Source organism: Streptomyces mesophilus (genome assembly GCF_011044995.1).
In the GTDB taxonomy this organism is placed as follows: Bacteria; Actinomycetota; Actinomycetes; order Streptomycetales; family Streptomycetaceae; genus Streptomyces; species Streptomyces mesophilus.
This window is the reverse complement of record NZ_JAAKZW010000027.1, coordinates 17,830-37,283: the sequence shown is the minus strand read 5'-3', so window position 1 is coordinate 37,283 and position 19,454 is coordinate 17,830. Positions and strand designations below refer to the sequence as shown.

The 19,454-nt window shown below is 69.7% G+C and carries 14 protein-coding genes and 1 tRNA gene; 10 read left to right on the top strand and 5 right to left on the bottom strand.

From position 1 onward, the window contains the following. Window positions 1–243: 243 nt before the first annotated feature. The 3 genes from G6045_RS10565 (at window position 244) to purM (ending at window position 4,062) form a co-directional block, all read left to right on the top strand. Entirely contained in the window at window positions 244–1,284 is a 1,041-nt protein-coding gene (locus G6045_RS10565) for a hypothetical protein (RefSeq protein WP_165331611.1), read from the top strand. A 134-nt stretch (window positions 1,285–1,418) separates the two neighbouring features. Then, on the top strand, window positions 1,419–2,948 hold the full coding sequence (gene purF, locus G6045_RS10560; RefSeq protein WP_165331610.1) for an amidophosphoribosyltransferase: 1,530 nt from the start codon (window positions 1,419–1,421) through the stop codon (window positions 2,946–2,948). Between the two features lie 37 nt (window positions 2,949–2,985). Next, complete coding sequence (purM, locus tag G6045_RS10555) at window positions 2,986–4,062, top strand: phosphoribosylformylglycinamidine cyclo-ligase (protein ID WP_165331609.1); 1,077 nt, start codon at window positions 2,986–2,988, stop codon at window positions 4,060–4,062. Between the two features lie 158 nt (window positions 4,063–4,220). Here purM and G6045_RS10550 read toward each other — a convergent pair whose 3' ends face one another. Beyond that, entirely contained in the window at window positions 4,221–4,475 is a 255-nt protein-coding gene (locus G6045_RS10550) for a DUF3073 domain-containing protein (RefSeq protein WP_165331608.1), read from the bottom strand. A 380-nt stretch (window positions 4,476–4,855) separates the two neighbouring features. Next, entirely contained in the window at window positions 4,856–5,962 is a 1,107-nt protein-coding gene (locus G6045_RS10545; RefSeq protein ID WP_165331607.1) for a Leu/Phe/Val dehydrogenase, read from the bottom strand. A gap of 211 nt (window positions 5,963–6,173) precedes the next feature. On the opposite strand from G6045_RS10545, the gene G6045_RS10540 reads away from it, so the two are divergent. After that, window positions 6,174–7,040, top strand: coding sequence for a hypothetical protein (locus G6045_RS10540; RefSeq protein ID WP_165331606.1), 867 nt, complete (start codon window positions 6,174–6,176; stop codon window positions 7,038–7,040). 518 nt (window positions 7,041–7,558) lie between these two features. Further along, window positions 7,559–7,765 carry a developmental transcriptional regulator BldC gene (bldC, locus tag G6045_RS10535; protein ID WP_003949541.1) on the top strand — a complete coding sequence of 69 codons (207 nt, stop codon included), beginning with the start codon at window positions 7,559–7,561 and terminating at the stop codon, window positions 7,763–7,765. A 470-nt stretch (window positions 7,766–8,235) separates the two neighbouring features. Here the strand turns inward: bldC and G6045_RS10530 are convergent, their stop codons facing one another. Together G6045_RS10530 and G6045_RS10525 are read right to left on the bottom strand one after the other, a co-directional pair. Further along, entirely contained in the window at window positions 8,236–8,427 is a 192-nt protein-coding gene (locus tag G6045_RS10530) for a DUF6274 family protein (protein ID WP_165331605.1), read from the bottom strand. Window positions 8,428–8,591: 164 nt separating this feature from the next. Further along, window positions 8,592–8,666: transfer RNA gene (locus G6045_RS10525), tRNA-Asp, on the bottom strand. A gap of 174 nt (window positions 8,667–8,840) precedes the next feature. Here G6045_RS10525 and G6045_RS10520 point away from each other — a divergent pair. Beyond that, window positions 8,841–12,068 carry a S8 family peptidase gene (locus tag G6045_RS10520; RefSeq protein ID WP_165331604.1) on the top strand — a complete coding sequence of 1,076 codons (3,228 nt, stop codon included), beginning with the start codon at window positions 8,841–8,843 and terminating at the stop codon, window positions 12,066–12,068. 28 nt (window positions 12,069–12,096) lie between these two features. Here G6045_RS10520 and hrpA read toward each other — a convergent pair whose 3' ends face one another. Further along, on the bottom strand, window positions 12,097–16,059 hold the full coding sequence (gene hrpA / locus G6045_RS10515; protein ID WP_165331603.1) for an ATP-dependent RNA helicase HrpA: 3,963 nt from the start codon (window positions 16,057–16,059) through the stop codon (window positions 12,097–12,099). An 83-nt stretch (window positions 16,060–16,142) separates the two neighbouring features. Between hrpA and G6045_RS10510 the strand changes: the two genes are divergently transcribed. The 4 genes from G6045_RS10510 (at window position 16,143) to G6045_RS10495 (ending at window position 19,368) form a co-directional block, all read left to right on the top strand. Next, window positions 16,143–16,520: a hypothetical protein gene (locus G6045_RS10510; protein ID WP_165331602.1), complete on the top strand. Its 378-nt coding sequence runs from the start codon at window positions 16,143–16,145 to the stop codon at window positions 16,518–16,520. A gap of 105 nt (window positions 16,521–16,625) precedes the next feature. Next, window positions 16,626–17,402 (top strand): DsbA family protein, encoded by a 777-nt coding sequence (locus tag G6045_RS10505; RefSeq protein WP_165331601.1) that lies wholly within the window; start codon window positions 16,626–16,628, stop codon window positions 17,400–17,402. After that, window positions 17,399–18,253, top strand: a complete 855-nt coding sequence (locus G6045_RS10500) for a cytochrome c biogenesis CcdA family protein (RefSeq protein WP_165331600.1) — start codon at window positions 17,399–17,401, stop codon at window positions 18,251–18,253. The genes G6045_RS10505 and G6045_RS10500 overlap by 4 nt, the downstream gene beginning before the upstream one ends. 44 nt (window positions 18,254–18,297) lie before the next feature. Next, complete coding sequence (locus G6045_RS10495; RefSeq protein WP_165331599.1) at window positions 18,298–19,368, top strand: acyltransferase family protein; 1,071 nt, start codon at window positions 18,298–18,300, stop codon at window positions 19,366–19,368. Window positions 19,369–19,454 lie beyond the last annotated feature (86 nt).

Genomic DNA, 19,454 nt, shown 5'->3' with positions numbered 1-19,454 from the left:
CGAACTGCGATCAACTCCGATGTGCCCGGCGCACGCTAGCGATCACGTGCCGGAATCGGTCCCCTCCTCTCCCTGCCTTAGGGCCCGCTTAAGGCCCGGCTAAGAATCAGGCCGCCGTACGACGTGGCAGGAGGGGCGGAAGGGGCGCAGTCCCCCGTACGCACCCCCAGGAATCGCGGAGTGACTCTCCGTGCCCTTGGCTCGACTGTGCGTACTTGCGCAACCCGTCAAGGAGAGAGACGCATGAAGCACCACATACCTGCCGCGCTGCTCGCCACCGCACTCACGGCCACCGCCGTCGCCCTGCCCATCGCCTCCGCCACCGCGGCCGCCGAGCCCACACCGCCGCCGGCCGCCGCGAACGCCGACGAGAAGACCGCCCCCGTCGACGGCGGCATCGTCAAGCTCGACCTCGACGCGAAGCTGCTCGCCGATCTCAAGGCCAAGGGCCTGATCCTGACCCAGCTGACCGCCGACTGCGAGGTCCCCAAGGACGACAAGGGTCAGGAGCTGCTGCAGCTCGCGACCGGCCTCAGCCTCGGTGTGCAGGCCGGCGGCCTCGCCGCCGTGGACGCCAAGGTCGCGGGCAATCTGAACCTCACGAAGACCTGCCTCGGCCTGGTGAACACCAAGGCCAAGACGGCCGTCCTGCTCAAGGACCTCAAGGCCGACCTCACCGCGGGCGCGATCATCGGCACGCTCGCCGACGCGAAGGCCTCGGCCGAGGTGAAGCTCGGCACGTTCACGGCGCCGAAGCTCACCAAGGGCAACGTGGACGTCAAGACGAACAGCGTGATGCTCGACGCGGACGTCAAGCTCGACGCCGCCGTGGCCGCGAAGCTCAACGCCGACCTCGGTGTGGACCTGTTCGTCGGCGGCTCCCCGCTCCTGAACGTCAACGCGACGCTGTCGCTGCTCAACGACATCGACCTGCTCGCGGTCCTCGGCCTCAGGCTCGACGCCAACGTCGGCGCCAAGATCGAGGGCGGCCTGCTCGGCACGGTCGACGGCATCCTCGGCGGCCTGCTCGGCGGCGGTCAGCCGCCGGCCTCGCAGCCCCCCGTCTCGCAGCCCCCGTCGCCGACGGCCAGTGCGGTACCGACCCCGACGGCGACCGCGGACCGGGCGGGCAGCGGGACCGGCTCCCAGGCGGAGCCTTCGTTCACCTTCGAGTCCAAGCTGCCCGAGATGCCTGAGATGGCCGAGGCTCCCGAGCTGCCGGAGACGTCCGTGTCGCCGTACTCGTACCCCGACTACGCGTACCCCTACGAGACCTTCAAGTAGGGCTGACCCGGTTTCGAGTCACCCACGAGCAGCCCCCCGAACGTCCCACGTCCGGGGGGCTTCCCGTACGTTCGTACGAAGATCCAGGGGTACCGCATTCGGAGCATGGGTCGATCTCGCCTACACTCGTGGGCGTGCCACGTGGTGACGGTCGACTCAGTCATGATCTGCTCCCCGGCGAGAAAGGCCCCCAGGACGCTTGCGGCGTCTTCGGTGTCTGGGCTCCCGGCGAAGAGGTCGCCAAACTCACTTACTTCGGGCTTTACGCCCTCCAACACAGGGGCCAGGAGTCCGCGGGAATCGCGGTCAGCAATGGTTCCCAGATCCTCGTCTTCAAGGACATGGGCCTCGTGTCCCAGGTCTTCGACGAGACCTCCCTCGGTTCGCTCCAGGGTCATATCGCGGTCGGTCACGCCCGCTATTCGACGACCGGTGCCTCGGTGTGGGAGAACGCACAGCCGACCTTCCGCGCCACCGCGCACGGCTCGATCGCGCTCGGCCACAACGGCAACCTGGTCAACACGGCCCACCTCGCCGAGATGGTCGCCGACCTGCCCCAGGACCACAGCAGCCGCTCCGTCAAGGTCGCCGCGACCAACGACACCGACCTGGTCACCGCGCTCCTCGCGGGCCAGCAGGACGACGACGGCAAGCCGCTGACCATAGAGGAAGCCGCCGCCAAGGTCCTGCCCGAGGTCCGTGGCGCCTTCTCGCTCGTCTTCATGGACGAGGGCACGCTGTACGCGGCCCGCGACCCGCAGGGCATCCGCCCGCTGGTCCTCGGCCGCCTCGAGCGCGGCTGGGTCGTGGCCTCCGAGTCCGCGGCCCTCGACATCTGCGGCGCCGCGTATGTCCGCGAGGTCGAGCCCGGCGAGATGATCGCCATCGACGAGAACGGTCTGCGCACCTCCCGCTTCGCCGAGGCCAAGCCCAAGGGCTGCGTCTTCGAGTACGTCTACCTCGCGCGCCCCGACACCGACATCGCCGGCCGCAACGTGTACCTCTCCCGCGTGGAGATGGGCCGCAAGCTCGCCAAGGAGTACCCGGTCGAGGCCGACCTGGTGATAGCGACGCCGGAGTCCGGCACGCCCGCCGCGATCGGCTACGCCGAGGCCAGCGGCATCCCGTACGGCTCGGGCCTGGTGAAGAACGCCTACGTCGGCCGCACCTTCATCCAGCCCTCGCAGACGATCCGCCAGCTCGGCATCCGTCTCAAGCTCAATCCGCTCAAGGAAGTCATCAAGGGCAAGCGCCTGGTGGTCGTCGATGACTCGATCGTCCGCGGCAACACCCAGCGCGCGCTCGTACGGATGCTCCGCGAGGCCGGCGCCGCCGAGGTGCACATCCGCATCTCGTCGCCGCCCGTGAAGTGGCCCTGCTTCTTCGGCATCGACTTCGCGACCCGCGCCGAGCTCATCGCCAACGGCATGACGGTCGACGAGATCGCCACGTCGCTCGGGGCCGACTCCCTCTCGTACATCTCCATCGACGGCATGATCGAGGCGACCACCATCGCCAAGCCGAATCTGTGCCGCGCCTGCTTCGACGGCGAATACCCGATGGAGCTTCCCGACCCCGAACTGCTCGGCAAGCAGCTTCTGGAGACGGAACTGGCGGCGGGCGCCGCCGCCACGGCAGCGACCGACGCGATCCGCCGGCCGTAAGCCACCTTCACCTCTCTCGACCGAAAGATCCCAGGCAATGTCTGAGACCACGTCCGGTGCCTCTTACGCCGCAGCAGGCGTCGACATCGAAGCGGGCGACCGCGCCGTCGAGCTGATGAAGGAGTGGGTGAAGAAGACGCAGCGCCCCGAGACCACCGGTCTCGGCGGCCTCGGCGGGTTCGCCGGCCTCTTCGACGCCTCCGCGCTCAAGCGCTTCGACCGCCCGCTCCTCGCCTCGGCCACCGACGGCGTCGGCACCAAGGTCGACATCGCGCGCCAGCTCGGGGTCTACGACACCATCGGCCACGACCTCGTCGCGATGGTCATGGACGACATCGTGGTCTGCGGCGCCGAACCTCTCTTCATGACCGACTACATCTGCGTCGGCAAGGTCCACCCCGAGCGCGTCGCCGCCATCGTCAAGGGCATCGCCGAGGGCTGTGTCCTCGCGGGCTGCGCCCTCGTCGGCGGCGAGACCGCGGAGCACCCGGGTCTGCTCGGCCCGGACGACTTCGACGTCGCGGGCGCGGGCACGGGCGCCGTCGAGGCGGACCAGGTCCTGGGCGCGGAACGTATCCGTAAGGGTGACGCCGTCATTGCGATGGCGTCCTCCGGTCTTCACTCCAACGGGTATTCGCTCGTACGGCACGTCCTCTTCGACCGCGCCGGCATGCGCCTCGAGCAGGAGGTGGCCGAGCTCGGCCGCACCCTCGGCGAGGAGCTCCTCGAGCCGACGAAGATCTACTCCCTGGACTGCCTGGCACTGATCCGCACCGCCGAGGTGCACGCGTTCAGCCACGTCACGGGCGGCGGCCTCGCGGCCAACCTGGCCCGGGTGATCCCGTCCGCTCTGCACGCCACCGTGGACCGCTCGACCTGGACCCCGGACCCGGTCTTCGACCTGGTGGGCAAGGCGGGCTCGGTCGACCGCCTGGAGCTGGAGAAGACGCTCAACATGGGCGTCGGCATGATCGCGATCGTGCCGGAGGAGTCCGCGGACGTGGCCGTCCAGACGCTGGCGGACCGTGGGGTCGAGGCGTGGGTCGCGGGCGAGATCAGGGACCGCGGCGACCACGCGACGGGTGCCGAGATGGTCGGCGACTACAGCGCCTGATGCTTGCGCAACGGCGCCCGCTCCTCATGCCTCATGAGGAGCGGGCGCCGACGTGTGTGCCCCCGGGCAAGTCCTGTGCCGCCCCCACAAAATGAGCGCAGCACAGAACCCGGTCCGGCAGACTTCGCCGGACCGGGTTCTGTTATCGCTTTACGAGGTCAAGCGCCGCGGCGCTGAGACGACGGCGGATCGGACTCTTCGTCCTCATCCTCGTCGTCGTTGTACAGATCCGCGTACTGGGCGTACGGGTCGTCTTCCTCGTCATCATCTTCGAGCGGCTCGCCATTCGGCGGCTGCTGCGAAGTAGAAGCGCCCAGCTCGTTGGCCAGACGCGACAGGTCAGTCCCGCCGCTGCTGTACTTCAGCTGGCGGGCGACCTTCGTCTGCTTGGCCTTTGCCCGGCCGCGCCCCATGGCTCGACCCCCTTGGATATGGGGCGCACTGGCCCCAGAGTCTTGACACGCGTTCATGATCAGGAACGGACTCTCCGTGGAGAGACCGTGCCGTAGGGCTTCAACGGTACCTGCTTCAGCGCCCATACGGTACGCCGCCCACAGGACGCGCCTGCTACGAGGACCTGCGAAGAGCCCCGTCCTCGCTGGTCAGCCCCGATTTTAACCTGTTCTGGACGCGCGACCCGCCGACGAGCGTGAGCCTTGTCTCCCCGATGACATGGACGGGTCCCGAACAGAAGGCGTCCAGGACCCGCCGAATCGCACACATTCAGGCCAAGCGCCGAGCCCTTGCTCAGGCCTGCACCAAGCTCTCGCTCAGGTCAGCGCTTGGCCTTGGCTCAGACCGCGCGCCGTGCGGCGCGGGCCTCCGCCATCCGCTGCTCCGCGATCCGGTCCGCCGCCGCGGCCGGCGGGATGCCGTCCGCCTTGGCGCGGTCGAAGATGGCCAGCGTCGTGTCGTAGATCTTCGAGGCCTTGGCCTTGCAGCGGTCGAAGTCGAAACCGTGCAGCTCGTCGGCGACCTGGATCACGCCGCCGGCGTTCACCACGTAGTCGGGGGCATAGAGGATGCCGCGGTCCGCGAGGTCCTTCTCCACACCCGGGTGCTCGAGCTGGTTGTTGGCCGCACCGCAGACGATCTTCGCGGTGAGCATCGGCACGGAGACGTCGTTGAGGGCGCCGCCCAGCGCACACGGGGCGTAGATGTCGAGGCCCTCCACGCGGACCAGCTCGTCGGTGTCGGCGACCGAGGTCACGACCCCCGGGTGCTTGTCCAGAATCCGCTGTACGGATTCCTCGCGGACGTCCGTGATGACGATCTCGGCGCCTTCGGAGACCAGGTGCTCGACGAGGTGGTGACCGACCTTGCCGACGCCGGCGACACCGACCTTGCGGCCGCGCAGCGACGGGTCGCCCCACAGGTGCTGGGCGCTGGCGCGCATGCCCTGGTAGACGCCGAAGGCGGTGAGCACGGAGGAGTCGCCCGCGCCGCCGTTCTCGGGGGAGCGGCCGGTGGTCCAGCGGCACTCGCGTGCGACCACGTCCATGTCGGCGACGTACGTACCGACATCGCAGGCCGTCACATAGCGGCCGCCGAGGGAGGCGACGAAACGGCCGTAGGCGAGCAGCAGTTCCTCGCTCTTGATCTTCTCGGGGTCCCCGATGATCACGGCCTTGCCGCCGCCGTGGTCGAGTCCGGCCATGGCGTTCTTGTACGACATCCCGCGTGCGAGGTTCAGCGCGTCGGCGACGGCCTCGGCCTCGCTCGCGTACGGGTAGAAACGGGTGCCGCCGAGGGCGGGGCCCAGAGCGGTGGAGTGGAGGGCGATGACGGCCTTGAGGCCGCTCACTCGGTCCTGGCAGAGCACTACCTGCTCATGGCCGCCCTGGTCGGAGTGGAACAGGGTGTGCAGCACGTCGGCAGGGGCGCCGGTCACTTCGGTCACGGTGGTGACTCCCATGGATATTGCGGCGGTTGGAGCGGCTTCCTGTGGGTGGGGAGGCCGTTGCACAGCAGATTAAGACCTGTCGGGCCCGCCCAGCACCGGAGTGCCGCGGATCACTCTCTCGTGAAGGAGGGCCGTGGGACGATTCGGAACAAGTTCCGAGGGTCCTCGGCGGGGTTTCCGAGGTGAACCGCAGGGGAGGGGAGCAGGCGTGGCCAAGGCTTCGGCGGTGTGTGTCCCCTACGCGTCCTATCTGCGCGTGTACGAGCCGCTGGCCGCGTTCCCCGAGCCCGAGCGCACCCACTGGGTGCGGTACGCGGAGCGCGAGGTGCGCCCCTCGTACCAGGACGAACTCCGCCGCTCACTGAGGGACTTGGTGCCGACCCCGCCCGTCCCGGTCCCGGTGCACGAGAGCAGTGACGCCTTCGTCGCGTACGTGGACGGGGTGCTGTGCGTGTGCCCCTGGCGCACCCGGCTGCGCGGTTGGCAGGCGCTCGGCGCACTGGACGAGCAGCTGCCGAAGCCCGTACTGGACGCGGTCCTGCCGCCCGTGGTGCGCCGGCAGACGGCCTCCGACTACGAGTCCTGGCTCGAGCGCAACCCGGACGCCCGCCCCTGGATCCGCTCCGCCACCTGGCATGTCCCGCTGAGCTGGTTCGTCCTCTTCACCGACGAGGAGCGGCTGTACGAGGAGAAGCCGGCGCCCGAGGAGGAGGCGGGCGCGGGCGAAGGCGCGCCCCTGCTGCGCTACCGCACCCCGATGGTGCAGGCCCGCCGACGGGTCGCGCGGGCGTTGAAGACGCTGCGCGACACCCTCGAGGAGGGGCCGTTGATCGACGGTCTGATGGATGTCGGGCGGTGGCTCGAAGAGTTCCATCCGCGTTCCCTCGTCGAGCTGGACTACGGCGGGCTCGTGCACACCCTGCCCTCCGACCACCTCGACGAGGACCACTCGGCCGCGGATGTCGCGGAGGGGATCGCAGCGCTCCGTCAGGGCGACGGCGAGCGGGCCGGTGTCGCGTATGCACGACTTATGGAACGGTGGCGGACGGTTCGCGCGATGCAGTTCGCAAGCTGACCAAAGTGGTACATCTCGCTAACTCTCGGGTCTTTTGCGCATCTCGCTTGGGGCTATGGTCGGAGGACTGCGAGGACGTAGGTCCCGATCCGGGCCATTGGGTCAAGCGTGACGGACCGCACTTACATCACCCTTGCATCCTTCCCCTTGCTCCATGCCAAAATAGGACAAGGAGTCCGGGGAGGGCTCCATCCGCCCAACTGGGGGCGGAAAGCTCGGCATTGCACTCTGATTGGGGGGCCTGATGACTTCTGATCACGCTGTGACTGATCGTCACAATGGCGTGACTGTCCGCTATGGCATGGTCCATCGGCTTCCGTCGTTGATGGACACCTGAGAGGGCAATTCCATCGGTTTGGCCGACGCGGCTGGACGGATGGTGTAGTTGTAGTGCCGAGGACAAGCCGTTCGTCCTATAACCGACTCGACCCGTGTCCGCCATATCGGGCAACGCGGGTCAAGGTGCAGAATTTAAAGGAAAGAACCGAGAAGGTTCGGTTCTCCCGAGGAGGCCGCTCATGACCGCTCGCACCCCTGATGCCGAGCCGCTGCTGACCCCGGCTGAGGTCGCCACGATGTTCCGCGTCGACCCGAAGACGGTCACGCGCTGGGCGAAGGCCGGCAAGCTCACGTCCATCCGCACGCTGGGTGGGCACCGTCGTTACCGCGAGGCTGAGGTCCGCGCACTGCTTGCGGGTATTCCGCAGCAGCGCAGCGAGGCCTGAACCACCCCTTAGCTCCGCATAAGGGCCGTACCGGGTCCCCCAACTCGGTCGCTGCCCGCATATAGCTCCATACGACACCGGGTCCCCGCCCCAACGGGAGCCCTGCCCAAGACATTCGGGTACGTCGTCGATCGCGCTGGACTCCGCCGGGTCCAGCGCGATCTTTTTTGTGCGCTCGGAGCCCTGCTCGACGCCCTGTCCGGGCGGTCGCTGAGCGGCCTTGTTCGACTCTGCTCAGGCTTGGGGAGTGCGCCTCGGAGCACCCCACGAGGCGGTGCAATTGCACATATTAAATCGACCTGTTGTAGGAGGGGTGTAAGTTCCGGGTTTCCCAAAACCCGTTCGGTGACACCCGTCACAGGTCGGGCAGCTTGTGGCATATGACGTGGCTGCGGTAGAGGAGCCGGTAGGAACCTCCGTGACCCGGCATCAGCTTCCCACCGGGCACGAGTGCCCGGAATCGGCTTTGGTCATCCCTTGACGGGACTTTCGTCCTCGGGAGCCTCCTGGCCCTCCTGAGGCTCGTGCCCCTCCGGCTGCATCGCGAGCCTCAGCAGCCGGTGGCAGATCGCGCAGTGCCGGGTGAGATGGCGATAGCCGGTCGCGGCCGAGAGATGGGCCCGCAGGAGCGCTCGGGTCTCATGCCGCGCCGTTGTCGCCATGCGCCACCTCCTGGCGTACGAGGAGTTCCTGCCTCCCTGTTGAAGTACCGGCGGCGGGGGCGGGCGTCAAGACGGCCTCGGCCGCGTGCGGCTGGTCTTGGACACGCAGGACCGGTCCCGGACACGCAGAAGGCCCGCACCGAACGGTGCGGGCCTTCTTACTGCGGTCCTGACGGGATTTGAACCCGCGGCCTCCACCTTGACAGGGTGGCGAGCACTCCAAACTGCTCCACAGGACCAGGTTTCGCGGCGCTTATTTCTGCGTTGCGCTGCGAGAAGAGACTGTACAGCAGGTCAGGGGCCCAGGTCGAACCGGCTTTTCCAGCGGCGGCCAGGGGCGGTCACGGAGCGAGCGACCTGGCGCGGTCCGGTCCGGTAATACGCCAGTAACTGCGCTGAGTTGAATGCCTCGGATGAAGACAAGAGCAGTGCACACAGCGCTGGCGGCCGGTCTGGTCGCGGTGCTCGCGGTGCCCCTCACCCTGGCGGGACCCGCCGGGGCCACGGCCTCCGCGGGTACGGCACACGCGGGGGCGGACGAGAAGACCGTCACGCTCGTGACCGGCGACCGGATACGGATCCTGGAGTCGGGCGGCGCGGAGCCCACGTACAGCGTGGAGCCGGCCGACGGTGGGCGTGAGGGTGTCGTATTCGAGCGGACGACCCTGAACGGCTCGACGTACATCGTGCCGAGCGATGTCGCGGACCTCACCGGCAAGGTGCTCGACCGGGAGCTGTTCAACGTCACCCGGCTCGTGGCCGACGGGCTCGACGACGGGCGGCGCGCGACCCTGCCGCTGATCGTCCAGGGCGAGGGCCTGGACGGCACCCGGACCGTGAGGAAGCTGGATTCGATCGACGCCGAGGCCGTGCGTCTCGACAAGGACGCGGCCGACGAGCTCGGCGAGCGGCTGGCCGCAGGCAGGCCGGAGGGTGTGCGGCGGATCTGGCTGGACGCCAAGACGCGCGCCGCCGACCTCGACCGGAACCTCACCCAGATCGGCGCCGACCGGGCGTGGGCGCAGGGCGCCGAGGGCAGTGGGGCGACGGTCGCCGTGCTCGACACCGGGGTCGACGCCACGCACAAGGATCTGGCGGGGCAGATCGTCGAGGCCGTGGACTTCTCCGGGTCGGGGTCGACGGACGACAAGAAGGGGCACGGCACGCACGTCGCCTCGACCGTCGCCGGGACGGGAGCGCTCGCGCAGGGGAAGCGCAAGGGGGTCGCGCCGGGCGCGAAGCTGTTGATCGGGAAGGTGCTCGGGGACGACGGGCGGGGCGATCTGTCCTGGGCGATCGCGGGCATGGAGTGGGCGGCGGAGAAGGGTGCCAAGGTCGTCAACATGTCGCTCGGCGCCGGGCCCACGGACGGTACGGACGCGACATCGCTGGCGCTGAACGAGCTGAGCGAGCAGTACGGGACGCTCTTCGTCGTGGCCGCGGGCAACACCGGTCCCGCGCTGGGTTCCGTGTCCGCGCCGGGCACGGCCGACAAGGCGCTGACCGTCGGGGCCGTGGACGGCACGGACACCGTGACGTCGTTCTCCAGCCGGGGGCCGCGCATCGGTGACGGCGGCCTGAAGCCGGAGATCGCGGGGCCGGGCCTGGACATCGTGGCCGCACGCGCGGCCGGGATCGCGGGCGGCGGCACCGACCCGGACTACATCGCCATGTCCGGTACGTCGATGGCGACCCCGCACGTCGCGGGCATCGCGGCCCTGGTGGCCGGTGAGCACCCGGACTGGTCGGGCCAGGAGATCAAGCACCTGCTCACCGGTACGGCACGGCCCGCCAAGGGCGGTCTCTTCGCGGTGGGGTCGGGCACGGCGTACGCACCGGACGCGCTCGCGCAGAGCGTCGTACCGGACGAGTCGAATCTCTTCGTGGGCATCGAGGGGTCCACGGCCGACACCGCGCGCTCGCTCGGGTTCGTGAACAAGGGGTCCGCGCCGGTGACCCTGCACCTCGACGTCTCCGGTGACGCGGTGTCCGTCGAACCCGCCGCGCTCACCGTCCCCGCGGGCGGTCGTGCGCAGGCGAGGGTCACCGTGCACGGTGCGCAGGTGCCGGAAGCCGGCTGGGAGGGCGCGGTCACCGCGACCGTCACGGACGGTCCGGGCCTCACGGTCCCGGTCAAGGCGGACCGCACCCGCTGGATCACGGTGAAGACCGTGGACGCCGAAGGCGCGCCGCTCGCCGGACAGGGTGTCGTGGCGCTACCGCTCGCCGGGGGCGCCGCTTCGTCGCGGGCGACCGGGGCCGACGGCACCGTACGGCTGCCCACCAAGGCCGGACGACTCGCTGTGTCCGCCACGTTGGTCACCGGCACGGGCACCGAGCGCGTACGGCACTTCGTGACGACGGACGTCCCCGACGGGCAGGCCGAGGTGACGCTGTCCTCGAAGGGGTCGGTGCCGCTGGGGGCCTCGCTGCGGGACCGGGGCTCGCGAGAGGAGCTGGCCGTGCTCAATCTCGTACGACGCAATGAGAAGGGCGACAACGGTGTGATCCTGGGGATCAACGCCGGTGGTGCGTACGGGCAGTTCGCGAAGGGTGCCTTCCGGGCGGTGCCGCAGCGGCAGGCCGCCGCGGGGACGCTGTTCTTGACGGAGCACTGGCGGCTCGCGGACGCGGGCAGCGACAACCGCGCGGGTGACACGAAGTCGATGTACGACCTCGCGTACATCCGTGAGGGGGTGCCCGCGACGGCCGAACACCGGCTCGGCCGGTGGGAGATCGGGCAGCTCGCGCGCATAGAGACCGACTACCGCGCTCTGAACGAGGAGCGGGTCGTCCAGGAGTCGGCGACGCCGCACGGCACGAACGCGTACGGACTGAGCTGGTCCTCGCCGTCGTTCGTGGCGGCGCCCGCGCGGCAGGCGCGCTACGTCACCGCCGAGGGCTTCGCGTGGTCGCGCTATCTGCACCGGGCGAAGAGCGGCGTCGAGCTGGACCTTCCCGACCCCGCCCGCACCTACCGCGTAGGCGGGCACTACCGCGAGGAGTGGTGGGGCGGCCCGTTCGGGCAGGCGGCGAGCGGTGCGCTCACCGGCGGCAAGCTGACCGCGGCGCTCTCGGACGCGGTCGACTCCGACGGACACCTCGGTGATCTGCGGGACTTCACCTATCCGAGTCACACGGTGGCGACCACGGTGCTGACCCGGGACGGCGCGGAGGTCTACCGCGGCGGCGGCACGAAGATCGGCGCGACCGTCGGCCCGGAGAGTGCCCGCTACCGCCTGGTGCGCTCGCGCGACTCGGGTGAGCTGTACGGCCTGGGCGGGCGCACCACCACCGCCTGGGAGTTCACAGCCGGCGGCGAGCTCGCCGAACTGCCGCTCCTGAGCGTGTCGTACGAGGCCGAGGGCACGGACGGTGCGAACCGGGCGCCGGCCGGGCGGCCGCTGACTCTCGAGGTCGACGTGGACAGTCCGGCGACCCGGCTGATCGCCTCGACAGCGGCCGCGTACTCCCTCGACGGTGGCGCGACCTGGACCCGAGCCCGGCTGTCTGACGGGGAGTTCACGATCCCTGGGCACAAGCTGGAGGCGGGCTCCTTCGTCGCCCTGAAGGTGGCGGCGCGGGACGCGAAGGGGAACACGGTCGAGCAGACCGTGCTGCGGGCCCTGCCCGTGAAGTGAGGCGACAGGTGCCGGGGGACGCGCACGCTCAGCGAGCCGCTCCCGGCACCGCCGCGTCCACCGCCTTCACGATGCGTTTGTCGGAGATCGGGTACGCGGTGCCGAGGGCGTGGGCGAAGTAGCTGACGCGGAGTTCCTCGATCATCCAGCGGATCTCCAGGACCTCCTGGGGCACGGGGCGCCCCTGCGGCAGCTGCTCCAGGAGCCAGGCGTACTCGTCCTGCATCTCGTGCACCTTCTCCATGCGCGAGGTGTCCCGCTGCACGGACGTGGGCATCTGCTGCAGCCGGCGGTCGGCCGCGACGAGATAGCGCATCACGTCGGGCAGGCGCCGCAGCCCGGTCGCCGTCACGAAGCCCGGCTTCACGAGGGCGTCCAACTGCCTCCGTACGTCCTGGAGGTTGGGCAGCAGCGCCGCGCTCTTCGTGGACTTCAGGCGGCGCTCGCAGGCCTGCCAGGCGGCGAGGACCTGCTGCACCTGGCCGACCGTGTGCACGGTGGCGTCCACGATGTCGGCACGGACCTTCTCGTACAGCTTCCGGTAGGACTCCTCGTCCCAGGCCGGGCCGCCGAAGTCGGCGATCAGCTTGTCCGCGGCGGCCGTCACGCAGTCGTCGACGAGTGCCTGGATCGAGCCGTGCGGGCTGGCGGAGAGCGTGAGCTTCTGCTGGTTCGTCAGCTTGCCGGAGGCGAACTTCGAGACGTTCACCGGGATGTTGAGGAGGATCAGGCGACGGGTGCCCTTCCACATGGCCGCCTGCTGTTCGGCCTCGGTGTCGAAGAGCCGTACATCCACGGCGGAGCCCGCGTCGACCAGGGCGGGATACGCCTTCACGGGCTGGCCCGCCCGGCGGGTCTCGAAGACCTTCGTGAGCGTGCCGATCGTCCAGTCCGTCAGACCGGACCGCTCGATCGCCTCGCCACCGGAGCGCTCGGCCGTCGCGGCGGCCGCCTTGGAGATGGCCTGCCGCGCCTTCGGCTTGAGCTGGAGCCGGAGCGCCTCCAGGTCCTTGGCCTCGGCGAGCTTCTTGCGGCGTTCGTCGACGATCCGGAACGTGATCTTCAAGTGGTCCGGTACGCGGGTGAGATCGAAGTCCTCGGCCGTGACCGGGACGCCGACCATCCCCTTCAGCTCACGGGCCAGCGTGACCGGGAGCGGCTCCTGAAGCGGGGTCGCCCGATCGAGGAACGCCTTCGCATAGTTCGGCGCCGGTACGTAATGGCGGCGGATCGGCTTGGGGAGCGACCTGATCAGCTCGGTGACCACGTCCTCCCGCAGACCCGGGATCTGCCAGTCGAAGCCCTCGTCGGTGACCTGGTTGAGGACCTGCAGCGGGATGTGGACGGTCACACCGTCCGCGTCCGCGCCCGGCTCGAACTGGTACGTCACCCGGAACTTCAGCTGCCCCTGCCGCCAGGAGTCCGGATAGTCGTCCTTGGTGACGGCCTCCGCCGACTCGCGGATCAGCATCGAGCGCTCGAAGTCGAGCAGCTCGGGCTCCTCGCGCTTCGTCTGCTTCCACCAGGAGTCGAAGTGCGCGCCGGAGACCACGTGGTCGGGCACGCGCTCGTCGTAGAAGTCGAAGAGGGTGTCGTCGTCGACCATGATGTCGCGGCGCCGGGCCCGGTGCTCCAGCTCCTCGACCTCGGTCAGGAGCCGGCGGTTGTCGGCGAAGAACTTGTGGTGCGTACGCCAGTCGCCCTCGACCAGGGCGTTGCGGATGAACAGCTCGCGGCTGACCTCCGCGTCGATCCGCCCGTAGTTCACCTTGCGCTCGGTGACGATCGGGACGCCGTACAGCGTCACCTTCTCGTACGCCATCACCGCGGCCTGGTCCTTCTCCCAGTGCGGCTCGGAGTAGGTGCGCTTGACCAGGTGCTCGGCGAGCGGCTCGATCCACTCGGGCTCGATCTTCGCGTTGACCCGCGCCCACAGACGCGAGGTCTCCACCAGCTCCGCGGACATCACGAAGCGCGGGGCCTTCTTGAAGAGCGCCGAGCCCGGGAAGATCGCGAACTTGGCGCTGCGGGCGCCCAGATACTCGTTCTTCGCGCCGTCCTTCACATCCTTCATCCCGATATGGGAGAGGAGGCCGGCGAGGAGCGAGACGTGGACCTGCTGGTCGGCGGCGGGAGCGTCCTCGTCGGAGAGATGGATGCCCATCTGCTTGGCGACCGTGCGCAGCTGCGTATAGATGTCCTGCCACTCGCGGATGCGCAGGAAGTTCAGATACTCCTGCTTGCACATGCGGCGGAAGGACGACGAGCCGCGTTCGCGCTGCTGCTCGCGGACATAGCGCCAGAGGTTCAGATACGCGAGGAAGTCGGACGTCTCGTCCTTGAACCGGGCGTGCTGCTGGTCCGCCTGCGTCTGCTTCTCGGCCGGGCGCTCGCGCGGGTCCTGGATGGACAGGGCGGCCGCGATCACCATGACCTCGCGTACGCACCCGTTCTTGTCGGCCTCCACGACCATGCGGGCCAGGCGCGGGTCGACCGGCAGCTGGGCGAGCTTGCGGCCCATCGGCGTCAGACGATTGCGGACGTCCTTCTGCGTGGGGTCCAACGCGTGCAGTTCCTGCAGGAGTTGGACGCCGTCGCGGATGTTGCGGTGGTCCGGCGGGTCGATGAAGGGGAACTTCTCGATGTCGCCGAGGCCGGCCGCGGTCATCTGAAGGATGACGGAGGCCAGGTTCGTCCGGAGGATCTCGGCATCCGTGAACTCCGGGCGGGACTCGAAGTCCTCCTCGGAGTACAGCCGGATGCAGATGCCGTCGGACGTACGGCCGCAGCGGCCCTTGCGCTGATTCGCGCTGGCCTGGGAGACCGCCTCGATGGGCAGGCGCTGGACCTTGGTGCGGTGGCTGTAGCGCGAGATGCGGGCGGTGCCCGGGTCGATCACGTACTTGATGCCGGGGACGGTGAGCGAGGTCTCCGCGACGTTCGTGGCGAGGACGATCCTGCGGCCCGTATGCGGCTGGAAGACCCGGTGCTGTTCGGCGTGCGACAAGCGCGCGTACAGGGGGAGGACTTCCGTGAACTTGTACTTCTTCTTCTCCAGCGCGTCCGCCGTATCGCGGATCTCGCGCTCCCCGGAGAGGAAGACGAGGATGTCGCCCTTGCCCTCGCCCTGGAGCTCCTCCACGGCGTCGCAGATGGCGGTGATCTGGTCGCGGTCCCCGTCTTCACCTTCGGCGGACTCGCTGTCGTCTTCGAGGAGCGGGCGGTAGCGGACCTCGACCGGATACGTACGGCCGGAGACCTCGACGATCGGGGCGTCGCCGAAGTGGCGGGAGAACCGCTCCGGGTCGATGGTCGCCGAGGTGATGACGACCTTCAGATCCGGGCGCTTGGGCAGCAGCTGGGCGAGATAGCCGAGCAGGAAGTCGATGTTGAGGGACCGCTCGTGGGCCTCGTCGATGATGATCGTGTCGTACGCGCGCAGCTCGCGGTCCGTCTGGATCTCGGCGAGCAGGATGCCGTCCGTCATCAGCTTCACGTACGTGGAGTTGCTGACCTGGTCCGTGAAGCGGACCTTCCAGCCGACGACCTCGCCGAGCGGGGTGTTCAGCTCCTCGGCCACGCGCTCGGCGACCGTACGGGCCGCGATACGCCTCGGCTGCGTATGGCCGATCATGCCGCGGGCGCCGCGGCCGAGCTCCATGCAGATCTTCGGGATCTGCGTCGTCTTTCCGGAGCCGGTCTCGCCCGCGACGATCACCACCTGGTGATCGCGGATCGCGGCGGCGATCTCGTCCTTCTTCTGGCTGACCGGCAGCTGCCCGGGATACGTGATCGCCGGCAGCGCGGCCCGCCGCTCCCGTATGCGGGCAGCCGACTTCTCGGCCTCGCCGGCGATCTCGTCGAGCACTGCCTGACGCGCCTCGGGCTTGCGGATACGGCGGGCCCCCTCGAGCCGGCGGCCGAGGCGGTGGGCGTCGCGGAGCGAACTCTCGCCGAGGAGGGCTGCGAGATCGTCGAAGGAAGTAGACATACGGATTCCAGGATCTCACCCGGGCCTCGGCGGTGGCGAACGCATTTCTGTCCCGTGTGCCCCGGTAGGGCACTATGGTCCGCATGTCCTTCGCCGCTGCAAGCCGCCGCTCGTCGGCGGCGCTGCTGCTGAGCCTGCTGCTCGCAGTGGTGGGCGTGCTGTGCGCGGCCGGTCAAAGCGCCGCGTCCTCGGGCGGTGCCGCCTCGGTGGCCCGCGCGGACGTCGTGGCCGTCGACCAGGACGGCGGGGTCGGCTGCGGCAAGGGCCAGGGGGGCGAACAGGGTTCGCAGCCGTCGGCGCCCTCACGCGGCGGCGCGGCGGCCGAGCTGGTGCCCGCGCCCCTGCCTGCGGTGGGCGGCGTCTGCGCCCTCGACGGTGCCTTCCTCTCCGTGACTCCCGAGCGCCGTACGCCGCCAGGTGATCCACCCACTCCCGTAACCCTCTCCGTGCTGCGCGTGTAGCAGCGCACCGCCGCCCACGGCCACTGCGTGCCACGTTCGCACCGGCCCGGCGGCGTCCTCGCTGCACACCCTTCTTTCGACTTCTCTTTCCTTACGGGAGAACGCATGTCCAAGACCGACACGACCGCCACTGCCCAGCCCGCTGCGAAGCGGCGGGGCCCGGCCATCGGCGCCGGTGTGGTCGCCGCCGCGCTGCTCTTCGGCTGGTTCTCGTACACGGCGACCAAGCCGGAGGCGGCCTCCGGCCCGTCCGGTCGGGACGCGGTGGCCGACGTATCCACGCCCGAATCCGCCCCCGAGCAGGACGACACGTACACACAACTGGCGAAGCTCGCGCGGCGCGACGCGAAGGACCCGCTCGCGCAGGGGCGTGCCGACGCACCCGTCGTGATGATCGAGTACGCGGACTTCAAGTGCGGCTTCTGCGGCAAGTTCGCGCGGGACACCGAGCCGGAGCTGGTGAAGAAGTACGTGGACGCGGGGAAGCTGCGGATCGAGTGGCGCAACTTCCCGATCTTCGGCGAGGAGTCGGAAGCGGCGGCGCGGGGCGCCTGGGCCGCCGGGCAGCAGGGCCGCTTCTGGGAGTTCCACGCGGCGGCGTACGAGGAGGACGCGAAGGAGAAGGGGTTCGGTGCGGACCGCCTGAAGGCCCTGGCCGAGCAGGCGGGCGTCGCGGACGTGGACCGTTTCGTACGGGATGCGGCGAGCGGCGAGGCCCGCAAGGCCGTGGCCCGCGACCAGGAGGAGGCCTACGGTCTGGGTGCGGCCTCGACGCCCTCCTTCCTCGTCAACGGCCGCCCGATCGCGGGCGCGCAGCCCGCCGAGACCTTCACGCAGGCGATCGACGAGGCGCTCACCGCTGCCGCCCGGGACCCCAAGTGACGGCGGACATCGGCTACTCGGCCGCCTTCCTCGGGGGCCTCCTCGCGCTCCTGAGCCCGTGCAGCGCGCTGCTCCTGCCCGCCTTCTTCGCGTACACGATCGACAGCACCGGCCGGCTCCTGGCCCGCACGGGCATCTTCTACCTCGGCCTGGCGACCACCTTGGTGCCGCTGGGCGCGGCGGGCTCGTACGCGGGCCGCTTCTTCTACGGCAACCGCGATCTGCTCGTGCAGCTCGGCGGCTGGCTGATCATCGCGCTCGGCGTGCTGCAGATCCTGGGCCTCGGCTTCGCCTCGCGCCGCATGGCGGAGCTGTCCGGCCGGATCCGGCCCACCTCCGCGCTCTCCGTGTACGCGCTCGGCGCGGTCTACGGACTCGCGGGCTTCTGCGCGGGCCCGATCCTGGGCAGCGTCCTCACGGTGGCGGCCCTTGGCGGCAATCCGGCGTACGGCGGTGCGCTGCTCGCCGTGTACGCCCTGGGCATGGCGGCCCCGCTCTTCGTCCTGGCCCTGCTGTGGGACCGCTTCTCGCTCGGCCGGCGGCGCTGGCTTCGCGGCCGTGAACTCCGCCTCGGCCGCCTCTCGTTGCACACCACCTCGCTGGCCTCGGGCCTCTTCTTCATCCTCCTCGGCACCCTGTTCCTCGCCTTCGACGGCACGACGGCCCTGCCCGGACTCCTCTCCGTGGACTCCTCGTTCACGGTCGAGCAGTGGGCCCGCCGCGTGGGCGACGCGGTGCCGGACTGGGCTGTGCTGACCGGGGTGGTGGCCGCGGTCGGGGCCTTCTTCGGCGTACGGGAGTGGCGCCGCCGGCTCCGTACGGCGGAGCCCGCCCCCATGGAGGGGTCGTGATGCACGCCGCAGCGCCGACAGCGCGGCGTGGCTAGGGTGCGTGGGTGGCACAGCTGATTTCCGCGATACGTACCGCACCCGCCCTGCCCGTCCCGGCGCCGGACATCGTCCGCCGGCGTCCGGGCCGGGACGCGTTCTTCGACAATGCGAAGTACCTGGCCATCGTGCTGGTCGCGATGGGACACGCATGGGAGCCCCTGCCCGCCAGCGGACGGATCGTGGAGGCGGTCTACACGCTGGTGTACGCCGTGCACATGCCGGTGTTCATCATGATCGCCGGCTACTTCTCCCGCACCTTCGACGGCAGTACGGCCAAGGTGCAGCGGCTCCTCGGCGGGGTGCTGGTTCCGTACGTGGTCTTCGAAGTGGCGTACACGCTCTTCCAACGGCAGCTGCGGCAGCCCGACTTCCCGCTCTCCCTGGCCGATCCGTACTGGATCCTGTGGTTCCTGCCCGCGCTGTTCCTGTGGCGCCTGTCCGTACCGGTGTGGCGCGCGGTGCGGTGGCCGCTGCCGCTCGCTCTGCTGGTCGCGGCCGTGGCGTCGGTGGCGGGCGGGATCGGTGACGACCTGGACCTGGGGCGGGTGCTGCAGTACCTGCCGTACTTCGTGCTCGGTCTGTGTCTGCGGCCCGAGCACATCTCCCGGGTGCGGGACCGGCGTGTGCGCATCGCGGCGGTCCCCGTGGTCGCGATGGCGCTGCTCGTGGCCTACTGGGCGGTGCCGCGGATGACGACGTCCTGGTTCTTCCACCGCTACAACGCGCAGGACTTGGGCATGGCCGCCTGGACGGGGCCGGTCATGACGTTCGCCCTGTTCGCCGCCGCCCTTGTGCTCGGCGCCTGCTTCCTGGCGTGGACGCCGGGGCGCCGCATGTGGTTCACGACGCTCGGCGCCGGCACGCTCTACGGCTATCTCCTGCACGGCTTCGTGATCCGGGGCGCGTCCTACCTCGGCTGGTACGACCACGACGTCCTGGCCACCCCGGTGGGCCGGGTCGTGGTCTCCCTCGCGGCGGCCGCCGTGGTGACCCTGCTGTGCACCCGCCCGGTGCGTACGGCGCTGCGCCCCGTCGTCGAGCCGAGCCTGGACCGGTTCGTCCGACGGGCGCGCTGAGTACGGAAGTTGGGGGCGTACCGGCCGACGCGGACGGCGACCGGGCAGACGGCAACGACAAGGCCCCTCCGAGAATCTCGGAGGGG

Excerpts from the sequence above, each read along its gene's own strand:
- G6045_RS10565 (WP_165331611.1), top strand. The coding sequence starts at position 244 with ATGAAGCACCACATACCTGCCGCGCTGCTCGCCACCGCACTCACGGCC.
- purM (WP_165331609.1), top strand. The coding sequence starts at position 2,986 with ATGTCTGAGACCACGTCCGGTGCCTCTTACGCCGCAGCAGGCGTCGAC.
- G6045_RS10550 (WP_165331608.1), bottom strand. The coding sequence starts at position 4,475 with ATGGGGCGCGGCCGGGCAAAGGCCAAGCAGACGAAGGTCGCCCGCCAG.
- bldC (WP_003949541.1), top strand. The coding sequence starts at position 7,559 with ATGACCGCTCGCACCCCTGATGCCGAGCCGCTGCTGACCCCGGCTGAG.
- G6045_RS10530 (WP_165331605.1), bottom strand. The coding sequence starts at position 8,427 with ATGGCGACAACGGCGCGGCATGAGACCCGAGCGCTCCTGCGGGCCCAT.
- G6045_RS10520 (WP_165331604.1), top strand. The coding sequence starts at position 8,841 with ATGAAGACAAGAGCAGTGCACACAGCGCTGGCGGCCGGTCTGGTCGCG.
- hrpA (WP_165331603.1), bottom strand. The coding sequence starts at position 16,059 with ATGTCTACTTCCTTCGACGATCTCGCAGCCCTCCTCGGCGAGAGTTCG.
- G6045_RS10510 (WP_165331602.1), top strand. The coding sequence starts at position 16,143 with ATGTCCTTCGCCGCTGCAAGCCGCCGCTCGTCGGCGGCGCTGCTGCTG.
- G6045_RS10505 (WP_165331601.1), top strand. The coding sequence starts at position 16,626 with ATGTCCAAGACCGACACGACCGCCACTGCCCAGCCCGCTGCGAAGCGG.